Source organism: Streptomyces sp. NPDC093984 (assembly GCF_044764595.1).
Classification (GTDB): domain Bacteria; phylum Actinomycetota; class Actinomycetes; order Streptomycetales; family Streptomycetaceae; genus Streptomyces; species Streptomyces cynarae.
In genome coordinates this window covers 269,104-283,789 of sequence record NZ_JBIWIM010000005.1, presented here as the reverse complement: position 1 = coordinate 283,789, position 14,686 = coordinate 269,104, and the positions used below count along the sequence as shown (strand labels likewise).

The following is a 14,686-nucleotide window of genomic DNA, read 5'->3' as shown; positions in this document are numbered from 1 at the left end:
GCACGGAAGGGCTGCCCGGGAGCGACGGCACCGGGCACTGCCCGGGACGGCAATGGAGTGGCCATGACACAGCACGGGGATCGAGCGACCCCCGCCCGGCGATCGGAGGTGCGTGAACTGCGTCCGGCGACGACGAATTCGGAACGATCCGGCCCGGAGCCGGGGGAGCCGCAACTGCCGCACGACCGCCACCAGGCGATCCTCGAGGCGACCAAACGGGTCGGCGCCGTGCTCAAGAGCGAGGGGCACACGTTCGCGCTGGCCGGAAGCGTGGCCGTCTACGCCCACGGCGGCAGCCAGAACCTGCAGCACGACGCCGACTTCTGCGTGCGGCCCGAGGACGCCGAAGCGGTGGCGGACACGCTGAGCGAAGCCGGTCTGACCGTCTACCGGCCGCCGGAGGACTGGCTGCTCAAGGCCAAGTGCTTCGACCAGGACATCGACGTCATCTTCGAGCTGGCGCACCGGCCCGTCACCACGGACATGCTCTCCCGGGCACAGGAGCTCTCCGTCGCCTCGGTGCGCATGCCCGTGCTGGCCCCCACCGACCTGCTGTGGAGTCTGATCGCAGCCTTCTCCGAGCACCACTGCGACTTCGGCGCGGTGCTGCCCGTCGCCCGCGCGCTGCGCGAGAAGGTCGACTGGGAGCGGGTGCGGCAGGACTGCGGGGACGAACCCATGCCCGCCGCCTTCTTCTTCCTCCTCGAACGCCTGAACGTCATCGCCCCGCGCAAGGAGGCACCATGAGCCAGCATGGCTCAGAGCAGGCACCACCCGGTGCCGCGCCCGCTCTGAACACGGAGTACCGCGTCGCCCACCTCCTGGAGCACCTGGCCGGGGGGCACCCCGGTGAGCTGGGGGTCCGGGTCGAGGTGCGCGGCGAGGCGGTGCTGCTGACCGGCACGGTCGCCTCCGCCCAGTGCCGTGACGAAATCCTCGGCATGGTCCACGAGGAACTGGCCGGCATCCCGGTCCACTACGACATCGTCGTCGCGGACACCTCCTGCCCCGACCATGCGGAGGAGCTCACATGATCCGCGTGGCAGCCGTAGGGGACATCCACATGGGAGCCGAGAGCCAAGGAGTGCTGCGGCCGGCGTTCGAGTCCCTGCCCGAGTGCGCGGACCTGCTGCTGCTGGCCGGGGACCTCACCCGCCACGGCACGCCGGAGGAGGCCCGCGTGGTGGCCCGGGAGGTCCAGGACCTCGCGGTCCCGGTCGTGGCGGTGCTCGGCAACCACGACCACCACGACGAGCGTCCGGACGAGGTCACCGCCATCCTCCGGGACGCCGGGGCGCGGGTCCTCGAGGGAGAGGGAACCGTCGTGGAGGCCGGGGGCTCGCGCATCGGCGTGGCCGGCACCAAGGGGTTCTGCGGCGGATTCGTCGGCCGCAGCGCCGGGGAGTTCGGCGAGCCGCTGATGAAGGAGTTCGTGCGGACCTCGCGCCGCTCGGCCGACGCCCTGCGCAAGGCCCTGGAGGAGCTGGACGGTCAGGGCTGCGACGCCCGGATCGCCCTCACCCACTATTCGCCCGTGCCCGAGACCCTGGCCGGCGAACCCCTGGAGATCTATCCGTTCCTCGGGACCTATCTGCTGGCCGAGGCGATCGACACGGCCGGCGCGGACCTCGCGGTGCACGGGCACGCGCACGCCGGCACGGAGCACGGCATGACCACCGGCGGTGTCAAGGTGCGCAATGTCGCCCAGCCGGTCATCGGGCGGGCCTTCCGCGTCTACCACCTGCGGACGCGGGAACCGGTGGGCGCCGGCGCCTCCGACTGAGCACCGGCCCCGGAACCTTACTGCCCGCCGTCCGGGAGCTGCACGACACCCACGCGCACGACACCCCCGGACCGGCAGCGGCGCCGCGCAGTCCCACCGGGGCGGCGGGCGCCGCTGACGTGCCGTGCTACGACTTCGGCCGGCGGCCCGTCGTCCGCGTCATGGTCTCCGGTCTCTTGCGGGAACCGGTCGCCATCTCCTCGGAGTCGAGTATGTGTTCCCCATACAGGTCGTGCAGCCAGTTGGCCTGGTAGATGGTGTCGAGATAGCGCTCGCCGAGGTCCGGAGCGATGGCGACCGCGGTGAGGTCCCGGGTGTCGTGCCGGGACAGCCAGTCCAAGGCGCCGCTGACCACCGTCCCGGTGGAGCCGCCGAAGAGGAACCCGCGCCGGGCCAGCCGGTGGCAGGCACGGATGGTGTCCGCCTCCTCGACCCGGATCACCTCGTCGACGTACGACTCGTCGAGCAGCGGCGGGCGCATGCTCATGCCGAGGCCGGGGATCATCCGGCGGCCCGGCTCGCCGCCGAAGGCCACCGATCCCACGGCGTCCACCGCGACGATGTGCACCGGCCGGTGCCACTGGCGGAAGTAGCGCGCGCAGCCCATCAGCGTGCCGGTGGTGCCCGCCCCGACGAACAGCACGTCGAGGTGCGGGAACTGGGAGGCGATCTCCGGAGCCGTCTTGCGGTAGTGCGCGCGCCAGTTGCCCGGGTTGGTGTACTGGCTGAGCCACACGTACCGGTCGTCGGTGTCGCACAGCGCGCGGACGTACTCGATCCGCGCGCCGAGGAACCCGCCGTTGGCGTCCAGGTCGGAGATGACGTGCACCTTGCTGCCCAGGGCCTCCATCAGCAGCCTGGTCGACAGGTTGCAACGGGAGTCCGTCACACACAGAAACCGGTAGCCCTTGCTCGCGGCGATCATGCTGAGCGCCACGCCCAGGTTCCCCGACGAGGACTCGACCAGTATCGAGTCCGGCGTCAGGAGGCCGTCCCTCTCGGCGGCTTCGACCATCTCGGTCGCGGCCTTCAACTTGATCGAACCGGCGAAGTTGAAGCCCTCGCACTTCAGATAGAGGGGGCGGCCGAAGATCGACCGCAGGTCGACGTACAGCTGGCTCTCGTTGAAGGCATGGGGAGCGGAGATGACAGGCACGGTGGCCTCCTGATGCCGGGGCTGAGGGGTGCCTTCAGCCGTAGCGGCGCAGATCGTGGAAGAAGTGGTCGATGAGGTGGAGATGTCCGGAGCGCGCCACTTCGTCGTAGACGTACTTGCCGACGGCGAGGTCGAGGACGCCGAGTCCGAACGGCGAGAAGATCACCGTCCGGTCGTCCGGCAGGGTCACCCGTCCGGTCATGACGTCGTCGAGGGTGCCGTCGAGGAAGTCGCGGCCGCCCGTGAGCTGCTCGGTCAGATGGGGGGAGGTGTCGGCTTTCAGACAGTGCTCGACGTCATCGACGACGTTGGCGGACGCGAGCAGGACCTCGGGGGCGAGGTCACGCAGGGACACGTGCAGCACCAGGGGGTGGTGCGAGAACCAGGCCGGATCGGTGACGTGGGGCTTACCGGCGACGGTGGCGAAGACGACCAGGTCGCTGGAGCGGATCAGCGCCTCGGCGCTGTCGTGGACCGTGACCTCGCCGGTCGCGTCCGCCTGCTCCAGGTAACCGCGGAAGCCGGCCGTGCTGTCGGCGGACAGGTCGTGCAGGCCGATCGTGTCGAAGGTCCAGCCGGTGCCCGCCAGGAAGACGTGGATGTAGCGGGCGATCAGGCCGGTGCCGAAGAAGCCGACCCGCCTCGGGCGGGACCGGCCGCGGCTGAGCCGGTCGGCCGCCAGCGCCGCGGACGCCGCGGTCCTGGTGGCACTGATGATGGAACTCTCCAGGCAGGCGAACGGGTAGCCGGTCTCGTGGTCGTTGAGGATGAGCACCGCGGAGGCCCGGGGCAGTCCGGAGGAGACGTTGGCCGGGAAGCTGGAGATCCACTTCATGCCGTCCACACGGTTCGGTCCGCCGATGGAGGCCGGCAGCGCGATGATCCGGGAGGACGGGCGGTCGGGGAAGCGCAGGAAGTACGACGGGGGATTGACCGAGTCCCCGGCGCCGTGCAGCCGGTAGGTGGCCTCGACCAGGTCCACGACCTGCTGTTCGCGCCCGTCGAGTGCCCGCTGCACCTGCGCGCCGGGGATCACCGCGAAGGTGGGCCCTGCCGTGTGGTCGGGCGTGGGCTGGGCGGCGGGGGACGACAGAACGGTCATCGCCGGGTCACCTCCGGGCCCGCGCAGCAGTCGGCCGGGCGGCACGGCTCGGCCATGGCGACCAGCACCTGGCGGTCCCCGGTGTAGGCCTCCCTGCTGTGCGCGGTGCGGATGTTGTCGACCAGCATCACGTCGCCCGCCTGCCAGGGCTCGCGACGCGTGTGCTGCTCATAGGTCGTGTTGAGCAGGTCGACGATGTCCTCTCCGATGGGACTGCCGTCTCCGAAGCGGGTGTTGAACGGCAGCCCGTCCTCCCCGTACTCGTCCACCAGGTACTCGCGCACCTCCGGCGCGAGCGTCCATTCGTTGAGGAAGGCGATCTGGTTGAACCAGCAGCGCCGTCCGGTGACCGGGTGCCGCACCACGGCGGCGCGCCGCTGCCGGGTGCGCAGCGAGCCGTCGGGCAGCCAGTCGGTGTCGATGGCGTTCTCGCGGCAGTAACGCTCGATGGCGGCCCGGTCGTCGGTGCCGAAGGACTCGGTCAGGGACGCCCCGATCTCGTCGTTGTAGCTGCGGGTGAGCAGCCAGCCCTCACGCTCGAACCGCTCGCCGATCTCGGCCGGCAGCGCCCGCAGGACCTCTTCCGCGTCGGCCACCGCGGTCGCCCCGCCCTGATCGGGCGCGGTCAGGCAGGCGAACAACATCAGGCCGGGGCACTGAAGGGTGTAGCTCAGCTCGTGGTGCATGCACATCGGCTGGTTGGCCGGCCAGGTCGCGGAGGAGTACAGCCGGGGGCCGTGGGTCTGCCGGGGCGCGAAGGCCTCCCGCTCCGTCATCAGCTCCCCGGCCAGCGCCGTGAAGACGGCGCCGACCCGCTCCGTCTCCTTCAGCCCCAGGCCGCGGACGAGCAGTGCGCCGTGCTCGGCGACCCGCGCACGCAGCGCTTCCCGGTTCTCGGCCGCCCAGTTCACCGCGTCACCGGGGGCATCGATGCGCAGGATCGGCGGTTTGCCCGGCTGCAGTGCCACTTCGGGCAGTGAGGCCAGGGACGATGACGACATCTGTGTTCTTCCTTTCGGTTGCCCCGCACGGAGGCTGACGGTGAGGCAGGGGCTGTTGGAGAGGCAGGGGCTGACGGGGGAGGTACAGGCTCACGGGGAGACAGGGGCTCGTGATCATGAGGAGGACAGCAGTTCGGTCGCGCCCAGAACGGCGCGTGCCGCTGCGTCCGGGCGGGTGCGCGGGAAGTAATGACCGCCGTCGGGCAGTTCCCGCAGCTCCACGTGTTCGGCCAGCAGCTGCCAGTCGCGGTACCGGGCGCGGTAGTCCGCCGTGTTCGGGTCGTCGGCGGCGACGACCACGGTGACGGGCGCGGACAGCCGCACCGCGGGCGGGGCTTCCAGCGCCTCGGCGAAGTAGTGGTGCGCACCGACGCAGTCGTGCCGGTAGGCGGCGCCGAGGTGCTCGGCGTGCTGCGCGCTCAGCTCGCCCAGTTCCGTGTAGCCGCTGTCCGCGCTGAGCCGGGCGGCGATCTCGGCGTTGCTCCGCTGCGTCAGCTCGGCGACGGCGGCGCGCCGCTCGGCCGCGGTGCCGAGCAGCTGGGCACCGAGGAACACCCGTGCCACGTCCACTCCGCGCTCCCTCAGTCTCCTCGCCGTCTCCAGCGCCAGTGCGGTGCCCGAGGAGTGGCCCCACAGCACGACCCTGGTCAGGCCGCGCCCGGCGAGCTCGGCGACGACCTGCTCGGCCACCTGGGCGATCGGCGCGAACGGCTCACTGGTGGCGGCCAGGTCGTGACCGGGGAGTTCCACGGCGTACACCGCGGGCCCGCCGTCCGCCAGGGCCCCGGCCATCGGACGGAAGTTGACCGCGTTGCCGCCCGCGTACGGGAAGCAGACCAGGGCGCACTGCGGCACACCGTCCGGCTGCGACAGCGGCTGCAGCAGCTCCGGGCGCTCGGGTGCGGCGCCGTCGAGGAGGGCGGCGAGGTCGGCGAGCACCGGGTGCCGGGTGATGTCCTTCAGGGACACCGCGCGGTCCAGGGCGATGGTGAGCTTGACCGCCGTCAGGGAAGTGCCGCCGGAGTCGAAGAAGTGGTCCTGCCGGCCGATCCGGTGCTCGGGGACGCCCAGCAGCTCCGCCCAGGTCGCCGCCAGCTTCCGCTCGGTCGGGGTACGCGGGGCACGGTCCTCCTCCCCGGCCCGGTCGGCGTCCGCGGCCGGCTCGGTCCGTTCCGCGAGCGCGGTCAGGGCCTTCCGGTCGATCTTGCCGTTGGCGGTCAGCGGCAGGCTGTCCTGCCAGTGGAAGGCCGTCGGGACCATGTAGGCGGGCAGCACGGCGCCCAGCGCCTCGCGCAGCGCCTCAGCCTCCAGGCGCCGGCCGGTGTGGAAGGCGATCAGGTGCGTGCTGCCACCGGCCAGTTCGGCGGTGACCACCGTTCCGTCGCGCACCCCGGGCACCCGTAGCAGCGTGTTCTCGATCTCGCCGATCTCGATGCGGAAACCGCGGATCTTGACCTGGTTGTCCCGGCGGCCCAGGAACTCCAGCTTGCCGTCGGGATGCCAGCGCCCCCAGTCACCTCCGAGGTAGAGGCGCTCGCCGGGCCGGTACGGATCCCGCAGGTACGCCTGGCGGGTCCGCTCGGGATCGTTGATGTACCCCCGCCCCACGCACACCCCGGAGAACGCGATCACCCCGGGGGCGCCCAGCGGCACCAGTGACAGATGCTCGTCGACGACGTAGACGCGCACGTTGCTGACGGGACGCCCGAGCAGTACCCGTTCCGGCACCCGGTGGAGGACCTCGTGGTTGGTGTCGTCCGAGGTCTCGGTCAGCCCGTAGGCGTTGAGCAGTTCGATGTCCGGCTGGATCGCGAACCAGCGCTGCACCAGCTCCCGTTTCAGGGCCTCACCGGTCACCGAGACACACGTCAGGTCCGGCAGCTCGCGGGGGTGCCGCTCCAGATACGACACCACCACCTCCAGATAGGAGGGCACGACCTGGACCACCCCGACCCGGCCGCGGACCAGGGTGTCGACGAACCGCTCCACATCCACGACCACGTCCTGCTCGACCAGCAGCGTCCGACCGCCGACCAGCAGCGCGGACAGCAACTGCCACAGCGAGATGTCGAAGCACTGCGGGGCCGTCTGGGCCACCACCCGACCCTGGCCGATCCCCAGATCCTCGATCTTGGCGTGGAGGTGGTTGAGCATGCCCGCGTGCTCGCACATCGCCCCCTTGGGCTCGCCGGTGGAGCCGGAGGTGAAGTAGATGTACGCGAGCTGGCCGGCGCTCACCTTCACGCCGAGGTCGTCCTCGGCGTGCTCCTCGGCGTACGCCGTCTCGACCAGCAGCTTCTCGACGCCCGGCAGGGTGGCGAGGGCCTGGTCCAGGGTGTGGGTGCTGCCGGACTCGGTGAGCACCAGCCGGCATCCGGCGCGCGACAGCGTCGTCCCGATACGGCCCGCCGGGAAGTGCGGCTCGATGGGCAGGTAGGCGCCTCCGGCCTTGAACACCGCCAACACCGAGGCCAGCCAGTCGAGATCGCGTTCGGTGACCACCGCCACGACGTCCTCGCGGGCAAGTCCACGAGCCAGAAGGGCCCGTGCGAGCCGGTTCGCACGCGCGTTCAGCTCCGCGTACGTCCACTGGCGGTCGCCGTGCACCGCGGCCACCGCCTCCGGGTGGGCCCGTACCCGCTGCTCGAACAGCTCGTGCGCCCGGATGTCGGGCAGGGCCCGGTGCGGTCCGGCCAGTCCTTCGAGCTGGTACAGCATCTCCTCCGCCGACAGCAGGCTCTGCCGCCCGTGCCCGGCGTCCGGGTCGGCCGCGATCAGCCGCAGCGCGGTCAGGTGGTAGCCGCCGATCCGGGCCGCCGACTCGGCGTCCAGGACGTCCGTGCGGTACCGCACCCGCACCAGCGGCCGTCCGCCCCGGTCACTGAAGCCCACGCCCAGCACCGCGTCGTCGGCCGGCCCCTGCCCGGCGCCCGTGGCGTCGAACACGACCTCGTACGACGGCTCGGAGAGCCCCAGCTCCCGGCGCAGCGCGTCCACCGGGAAGTCCCGGTGAGCCAGCACCTCGGCCTCGGCGCGGTGTGCGGCGAGCACCAGTTCGCGCCACGACCCGGGGGCGACCGTCAGACGGCACGGCAGCGGCCCGCCCGCAGCCCCGGCCGCGTAGCCCGTCACCACCTCGCGCTCACCCGACAGCGCGGCCAGCACCTTGGCGTGCGCCGCCAGCAGCACCGAACTCACCGGCACCCGCAGCACGTCCGCCAGCCCGCGCACCGCTGCGGCGATGTCGTCCGACAGCACCGTCTCCTGCTCGGCCGCACCCGCCACCGGATCCCGCACCCAGCGGGGTACCGCGGTGAAACCGCCGGCGGTCAGCACGCCGCGCCAGTACTCCCGGTCCGCTTCCACGAGCGCTCCCATCGATCGGTCTTCCTGAAGTTCCTCAACTCGCCGTGGTGGCGGCGCCGTTCGCCGAGGGCGTGTCTGTCGCCGTAGTCGATCCGCTGCCGTCGCCCGGCGCATGGGACAACTCGGCGGCGGGGTTTCCGCCCCACAGGGCGTTCGGGGGGACTTCCTCGCCCTTCATGAGGAAGGAGTCGGGAGCCAGGACGGCGCCGTCGCCCATCGTCACGCCGTAGTGCACATGGGCGCCGACCCCGAGGGTGCAGCCGACGCCGAGGACGGAGTAGTCGGACTTGAACGTGCCGTCCTCCTGCGAATGGCACTGGACCTTGGAGCCGGCGTTGAGCGTGCAGTCGTCGCCGATGGCGGTGAGCGTCCGCTCCGTCGCATAGCAGCCGTCGTCGAAGACCCTGCGGCCGATGCGCACGCCCAGCAGCCGCCAGATCACGTTCTTGAAGGGGGTTCCGTTGAAGACGTTGAGGTGTGCGGACGGCACCTTCCACACGCGCTCGTGATACCAGAATTCCGGGTCGTAGATGGAGCACAACCTGGGACTGAGCGGACGCAACAACGTGAAGCAGCGCTCCACCAGGACCCAATAGAGGGCGGTGAACGCGAGCGTGAGCGCCAGATAACCGGAGATCACCACATAACCCAGCACTCCGTACAGGTCGACGGAGGCGAGAGCGAACGCCGTGAGCACAAAGGTGTGCAGCCAGCGCACGAACAGGAAAAGCGCCATCGAGCGGAGGTTGTAGCGGTTCTTGGCGGACAGTCGGCGACGCAGCTCTTCCCCGGCTCTGAGATGGTCGAACCGGGTGTCGCGCTCCACCGTCCGCGGAATCTCGAAGCAGGGAGAGCCGAGCAGTCCGACGCCTTCGCGGACCTCTCCGTCGAGCGGGACCATGACCTTCGTGGCGAGCAGACAGTTGTCGCCCGTTCTCGCTCCCGCCGGATACACGATGTTGTTGCCTAGGAAGTTGCGCGCGCCGATCGACGCCCGGGACACCCGGAAGGACGTGCTGGAGAAGTCCGCATTGAGGATGGAGAGCCCGTCGGCCACCATGGTGCCGCTGCCGACCGTCGCCAAGTACGGGGTCTCGTGCTGCACTTCGGTGCCGAAATTCGACCCGGTCTGCTCGACACGGGACAGGTCGTATCCGAGGCCGAGCAGGTAATGGACGATGTAGGAACTGTCACCGAACAGCCAGGCGAAGAACTTGATGTTCGTCATACCGGAGATCGCCCGGAACGCCGCGTAGTGGAAGCCGTAGAGCGGATACACCTTGTCGGGCTTGACGGCCAGGTGCAGCAGACGCGGCACGGAGAACAGGGCGGCGAGACCCAGCACGACGAAACCGAAGAACAGCCCCAGTGAGAGCAGCAGCGTGTCGACGGCGAACTCCCTCGTCAGGATGCCGACGTCGTCGGGGTTCAGCCGGTCATCGAGCACGGGGATCCAGGTGAAGAGCATGTACAGACCGCCGACCGCCAGCGGGATGTACAGCAGAAACAGCTGGAGCAGGCTGACGAGGGCGAACCAGGCCCGGCGCGGAGTGCCGCACCGGGCCGGCGCGACCCTGACGTGGTCGATGTCCGTGGGCTGGGCCGGTGACCCGTGATGGCGCTCGCCCGCCGGGACCGTCTGGCCGCGGTACAGGGCGGACGCGTGGCCGAGCTGGGCTCCGTCGCCCATCGACGTGTCGATGTCGAGTACGGTCTTCGAGCCGATGTACACGTCCCGGCCGAGTGTGACGCGGCCGGTCTGGATGCGCCCGGCGTGCGCCCGGTAGCAGAGGAGGAAGGCGTCCTTGCGGATCACGGATCCGGCGCCGATCGTGAGCAGGTCGGTGCAGACCGGCACGGACCGGGAGAGGATCGTGACGCCCTTGCCGATCCGTGCGCCGAGTGCCCGCAGGTACATGACGTACAGCGGATTCCCGACGAAGAGAATCATCGGGTTGGCGTGGAGCAGCGCCTTGACGATCCAGAAGCGCAGATAGGTCAGGCTCCAGACGGGGAACTCACGCGGTTTCCAGCGACCGATGAGAACCCATTTGGCGACGACCGGGAAAGCGCACAGAGTCAGGAAACCGAGGCCGCCGAAGACGACCGAGCGGAGATAGACGTCGGCCACCCCCGAGCCGTCGGAGACCCAGTCGTAGCCATCGGCCGCGACGAGTCCGGTGACGAAGGAATAGCCCAGGAAGAACAGCAACTGGAGTGCGCCGCACAGGACATAACGCGGCGTACTCCCCGGAGCCGGGGCCGGCATCCGTGCCGGTGGTGTCGTCGGCGTGGGGGAGTCGGCGGCAGCCGGTGCGGCGTCCGAGAGGGCCGCCGCCAGAGAGCGGACCGTGGGGTTTTGATAGATGTCCTTCATCGAGACGGACGGAAGGTCCGGGCGCTTCCTGACCCGTGCGCAGAACTGCGCCATCACCAATGAATTGGCACCGAGATCCTCGAAAAAATGACTGTCGGAGGATACGCTTTCGACGTCGACGACCTCGGCCAGAACTTCGGCGAATTTCCTCTCGGTCTCCCTTGCCGGGCCGGCGCCGCTGCGCCGGGCGATCGCGGGTTCGTCCTGACCGAGGACGAGCGCCTCGGCAGACCTGTCTACCATTCAAGCTCCTTGAGGAAATCCGACAACCACCGGCCACGGGTGACCGGTCCGGTGTCTTCCGTGCTCGGCAGTGCCCGGACCGAGCAATCCGGAAGCCACGGTGTCGCGCACTCTTATCTGATCACGGCTCCACGCGCTTCAGTTTGTGTCGGACATACTCAAGTTGCCACTCGTATTCGATCGCGACGAAACGACAGTGGCGCTGAACAGGGCAGTGTTCCTTGTTCCGTACCCCGGTGGAGTGAGTGACAAGTCACCCATATGGGTGTTCACCCTGGCGGGGCGTGGCAGGGGCGCCGAGTGCCCCGTCCGATCCCGCGGTGTGCAAGTAATTGCGCAATCATGACGGCGCCGTCATACGGTCGACCGAGTAGGATCACGCCGCCGGAGAAATCGGAGACACCATGACGCGAATGGGACCACGGGGTGCGGGCCCCGCAGCGCCGCGCAGTGTGGACGTGGCGCGTCTCGCGGGCGTGTCGCAGAAGACGGTGTCACGGGTCTTCGACGGTGAGCGGTATGTCTCGGCCGAGGTGCGGCGGCGTGTGCTCGAGGCTGCCGAGGAGCTCGGCTACCGGATGAACGGCGCGGCCCGGGCGCTGGCCGCCGGACGGACCCGCTCCATCGGCGTGGTCACGCTGGGCACGGCCCTGTACGGTCCCGCCTCGCTGCTCATCGGCGTCGAGCGGGCCGCCCGGGACGCGGGCTATGCGCTGCGGGTGGTCAACACGCTGGAAGGCGACGCGGGGGGAGTCGCCAGGGCCGTGGAGTCGCTGCTCGAGCAGGGCGTGGACGGCATCGTCGTCTCCGAGCCCATCGACGAGGGAGAGGTCTCGGTCGGTGTCGACGTGCCGGTCCTCGTCCTCGGCGCACCGGCCGCGTTCGCGGGGCCCTGAGTGGTGTCCGTCGGGGTGGGCGCCGAGTCGCTGGCGCGTGCGGCCACGGAGCACCTGCTCGACCTGGGGCCGACGGTCCACTCATCTCGCGGGCTCCCAACGGTGGTTCGCCGCTCGGGACCGGCTCGGCGGGTGGCGGGCCGCGCTCACTTCGCGTGACAGGCGGGTGCCTCCCGTCATCGAGGGCGACTGGTCGGCCGCGTCCGGGTACGCGGCGGGACGCGAACTCGCCTCGGAGGGGAACGTGACGGCGGTGTTCGCCGCCAACGACGACATGGCCATCGGCCTGATCCGCGCGCTGACAGAGGCCGGCCTGCGCGTGCCGGACGACGTGAGTGTCATCGGGTTCGACGACAGCCCCGTCTCCGCCTATGTGACCCCTCCGCTGACCACGGTGCGCCAGCCCTTCGACGCCGTGGCCCGGGAAGGGCTCCGGCTTCTGGTGCAGGCCATCGAGAAGCCCGAGGCGGACCTCGCGCCGGCGGGCGACCCACCCGTCGAGCTCGTCGTCCGCGCCTCCACCGCCCGCCCGCGGGCCCTCGGGGGTGCCTGAACGGCCGAGCGCTAGGAGGCGGGCTCCTGCGGGTGTCCGTCTTCGTCGGCGGGGTGGGACGCCTGGGCGGGCAGGCCGGTCAGGGCCGCACACTGGGCCGGGCCGATCAGGCCGACCAGGACCTGGGCGAGGGCGGGGGTGTTCTCCGTGAGCAGCCGCCGGCCCTTGTCCGTGAGGGTGAGCGCGATGCCGCGCCGGTCGCCGCAGACCGACTCACGGGTGACGAGACCCATGTGGTGCAGGCAGCCGACCTGGTAGGTCAGCCGTGTCTTGGGGCGGTCGAGGAGTTCGCAGAGTGGTGCCCGGCGATGTGGGGCCTGGTCACCGTCAAGGGTACCTTCACCTCGGTCACCGGCCAGGGAGAGGTGCGCCCGGACGGCCCCGCGGCTGTTCTCCCTCTCCTAGTCGCTAGTCGCTAGTGGCTTGTCACGCAGCCTTGGCCGGGTAATCGACCCGCTGCTCGTCGGCCAGCAGATTGTCTCCAAGACCTGATCTTGGAGGTGGTCGTGGGACGTCGACCGAGTGTGTTCGTCCGGCCGGTCACGATGGACGAGGGCCGGAAATTGCAGCGGATCAGCCGGACCGCGAAGGATCCGGTGAAACTCCGCCGGACGATCGTGGTGCTGATATCCGCCCAGGGCCAGACCGTCAAGGACATCACCACGCTGCTGCAGGTTGGCGAGGGCTACGTCCGCGATGTCATCCACGCCTTCAACGAGCGGGGGTTCGACGCGCTGGACCCAAAATGGAGCGGGGGACGCCCCAAAACGATCAGTGACGAGGTGCGCGAGCACATCTGCCTGATCGCCCGGACGTCCCCCGCCGACTGGAAGATCACTGCCTTCTCCACCTGGAGCCTGTGCAAGCTCACCGACCACCTCATCAAGCAGAAGGTGACCGCAGCCATCAGCCGGGAGACCCTGCGCCGGATTCTGCGCAAGGGCAAGGTCTCCTGGAAGACCACTGGAAGGCATCCACCGACCCGGAGTTCATCGCGAGGATGCGGTGCATCTTGGCGCTGTACGACACCCCGCCCGCCGACGGACGGGTGATATGCGTCGACGAGTTCGGGCCGCTGAACCTGATGCCGCGCAAGGGCAAGGCGTGGGGTCCGGTGAGGCGCCCGCGCCGGCTCCGGGCCACCTACAACCGCTACCACGGCGTGATGCACATGCTCGCCGCCCTCGACCTGGCCACCGGCAAGCTGTACTACCGCATCCGCCCGCGCAAGCGCTGGCAGGAGTTGCTCGGCCTCCTCAAGGCCCTGCGCGCCCGCTGGCCCGGTCAGAAGCTGTACGTGGTGCTGGACAACTTCTCCCCGCACAAGCACGCCAAGGTCCGCGCCTGGGCAGCCGACCACCAGGTCGAGCTGGTCTTCCTGCCGACCTACGGATCCTGGCTGAACTGGATCGAGGCCGAGTTCACGGCCCTGCGCTACTTCGCACTCAACGGCACCGACCACCGCAGCCACGACGAGCAGAACGCCGCCATCGCCGCCTACGTCCGCTGGCGCAACACCCGCGCGGAACCGAAGACGAACTTCGCCCCCGACTCACCCATCCGGCAGTGGACCCAATACCCGGCCAAGGCTGCGTGACGCACCGGCCTCCTAGTACTCCAGCCGTAGATCGTGATCTCGATGGTGAGGGGCGACGAGGAGACAGGTGGCCAGCGTCGATCGTCTGGACGAGATCGGCCACGCCATCGGGGGCGTCCGTTCCTTCTCGGCCTACGCGAGTCCGCCGAGACGGAGGGCATCCCTTATCTCGCTGAGCTTCGCGGTCGTCGCCGGGGTCCACTCCTTCTCCTGTTCACCGAGTCGGAGGGCATCCTCGATCTCGCTGAGCTTCGCTGAGGACAGGGCGCCCGCCCGCTCGATCAGGTCGTCTCGGGACACGGTGGTCAGCCACGTGCAAGGGGTAAAGCCTGGACGCGGGAACGCGAACCGCAGCACGCCTTCAAAGGGCAGTCCTTCCATGGCGCCTACTACCACTTCGACGCCCAGACCGCTGATGTCGACGCCCGCCGGAGCGACGACCTGCATCACCCGGATCCCGGACGCGTCGTCTCCCGACAGCAGTACGACCAGCCGCCGCTCGTCGAACTCGACCCACCAGACTTCGCCACGTTGCACATGTCCTCCTGACACGGGACGGCAGGCGGACGCTGCGCGACCCTGACGCGCTGTGGAGACGGTGCGGCCACCGTT

The 14,686-nt window shown here is 69.9% G+C and carries 12 protein-coding genes and 2 pseudogenes; 7 read left to right on the top strand and 7 right to left on the bottom strand.

Annotation, left to right across the window (positions count from 1 at the left end; genetic code table 11):
• The first annotated feature begins 63 nt into the window (after nucleotides 1–63).
• From ACIRC0_RS20755 to ACIRC0_RS20745, 3 genes are read left to right on the top strand one after another with little or no spacing between them, the layout of a single operon-like run.
• Nucleotides 64–747, top strand: coding sequence for a nucleotidyltransferase family protein (locus tag ACIRC0_RS20755; RefSeq protein WP_403617595.1), 684 nt, complete (start codon nucleotides 64–66; stop codon nucleotides 745–747).
• Nucleotides 744–1,034, top strand: a complete 291-nt coding sequence (locus ACIRC0_RS20750; RefSeq protein WP_403617594.1) for a BON domain-containing protein — start codon at nucleotides 744–746, stop codon at nucleotides 1,032–1,034. Before ACIRC0_RS20755 ends, ACIRC0_RS20750 begins: the two co-directional genes overlap by 4 nt.
• A complete protein-coding gene (locus tag ACIRC0_RS20745) occupies nucleotides 1,031–1,783 on the top strand; it encodes a metallophosphoesterase (RefSeq protein WP_403617593.1) in 753 nt (250 codons plus the stop codon). Before ACIRC0_RS20750 ends, ACIRC0_RS20745 begins: the two co-directional genes overlap by 4 nt.
• A gap of 127 nt (nucleotides 1,784–1,910) precedes the next feature.
• On the opposite strand, the gene sbnA is transcribed toward ACIRC0_RS20745, so the two are convergent.
• From sbnA to ACIRC0_RS20720, 5 genes are all read right to left on the bottom strand, one after another.
• Nucleotides 1,911–2,939, bottom strand: coding sequence for a 2,3-diaminopropionate biosynthesis protein SbnA (sbnA, locus tag ACIRC0_RS20740; protein ID WP_403617592.1), 1,029 nt, complete (start codon nucleotides 2,937–2,939; stop codon nucleotides 1,911–1,913).
• 34 nt (nucleotides 2,940–2,973) lie between these two features.
• Nucleotides 2,974–4,041 (bottom strand): 2,3-diaminopropionate biosynthesis protein SbnB, encoded by a 1,068-nt coding sequence (gene sbnB, locus ACIRC0_RS20735; protein ID WP_403617591.1) that lies wholly within the window; start codon nucleotides 4,039–4,041, stop codon nucleotides 2,974–2,976.
• A complete protein-coding gene (locus ACIRC0_RS20730) occupies nucleotides 4,038–5,042 on the bottom strand; it encodes a TauD/TfdA family dioxygenase (protein ID WP_403617590.1) in 1,005 nt (334 codons plus the stop codon). The genes sbnB and ACIRC0_RS20730 overlap by 4 nt, the downstream gene beginning before the upstream one ends.
• A gap of 114 nt (nucleotides 5,043–5,156) precedes the next feature.
• Nucleotides 5,157–8,420, bottom strand: coding sequence for an amino acid adenylation domain-containing protein (locus ACIRC0_RS20725; protein ID WP_403617589.1), 3,264 nt, complete (start codon nucleotides 8,418–8,420; stop codon nucleotides 5,157–5,159).
• A gap of 22 nt (nucleotides 8,421–8,442) precedes the next feature.
• Nucleotides 8,443–11,028, bottom strand: a complete 2,586-nt coding sequence (locus tag ACIRC0_RS20720; RefSeq protein ID WP_403617588.1) for a Pls/PosA family non-ribosomal peptide synthetase — start codon at nucleotides 11,026–11,028, stop codon at nucleotides 8,443–8,445.
• A gap of 404 nt (nucleotides 11,029–11,432) precedes the next feature.
• Here ACIRC0_RS20720 and ACIRC0_RS20715 point away from each other — a divergent pair.
• Nucleotides 11,433–12,477: pseudogene (locus tag ACIRC0_RS20715) on the top strand (substrate-binding domain-containing protein).
• Between the two features lie 11 nt (nucleotides 12,478–12,488).
• Here ACIRC0_RS20715 and ACIRC0_RS20710 read toward each other — a convergent pair.
• Nucleotides 12,489–12,710, bottom strand: coding sequence for a hypothetical protein (locus tag ACIRC0_RS20710; RefSeq protein WP_403617587.1), 222 nt, complete (start codon nucleotides 12,708–12,710; stop codon nucleotides 12,489–12,491).
• 75 nt (nucleotides 12,711–12,785) lie between these two features.
• Between ACIRC0_RS20710 and ACIRC0_RS20705 the strand changes: the two are divergent.
• The 3 genes and pseudogenes from ACIRC0_RS20705 to ACIRC0_RS20695 all read left to right on the top strand — a co-directional run.
• A pseudogene (locus ACIRC0_RS20705) lies at nucleotides 12,786–12,863 on the top strand (YceI family protein); the annotation flags it as partial.
• A 120-nt stretch (nucleotides 12,864–12,983) separates the two neighbouring features.
• Nucleotides 12,984–13,529: a transposase gene (locus tag ACIRC0_RS20700; RefSeq protein ID WP_403617586.1), complete on the top strand. Its 546-nt coding sequence runs from the start codon at nucleotides 12,984–12,986 to the stop codon at nucleotides 13,527–13,529.
• Nucleotides 13,490–14,074, top strand: coding sequence for an IS630 family transposase (locus tag ACIRC0_RS20695; RefSeq protein ID WP_403617585.1), 585 nt, complete (start codon nucleotides 13,490–13,492; stop codon nucleotides 14,072–14,074). Before ACIRC0_RS20700 ends, ACIRC0_RS20695 begins: the two co-directional genes overlap by 40 nt.
• Before the next feature lie 132 nt (nucleotides 14,075–14,206).
• On the opposite strand, the gene ACIRC0_RS20690 is transcribed toward ACIRC0_RS20695, so the two are convergent.
• Nucleotides 14,207–14,611, bottom strand: coding sequence for a type II toxin-antitoxin system PemK/MazF family toxin (locus ACIRC0_RS20690; protein WP_403617584.1), 405 nt, complete (start codon nucleotides 14,609–14,611; stop codon nucleotides 14,207–14,209).
• Between the last annotated feature and the right edge of the window lie 75 nt (nucleotides 14,612–14,686).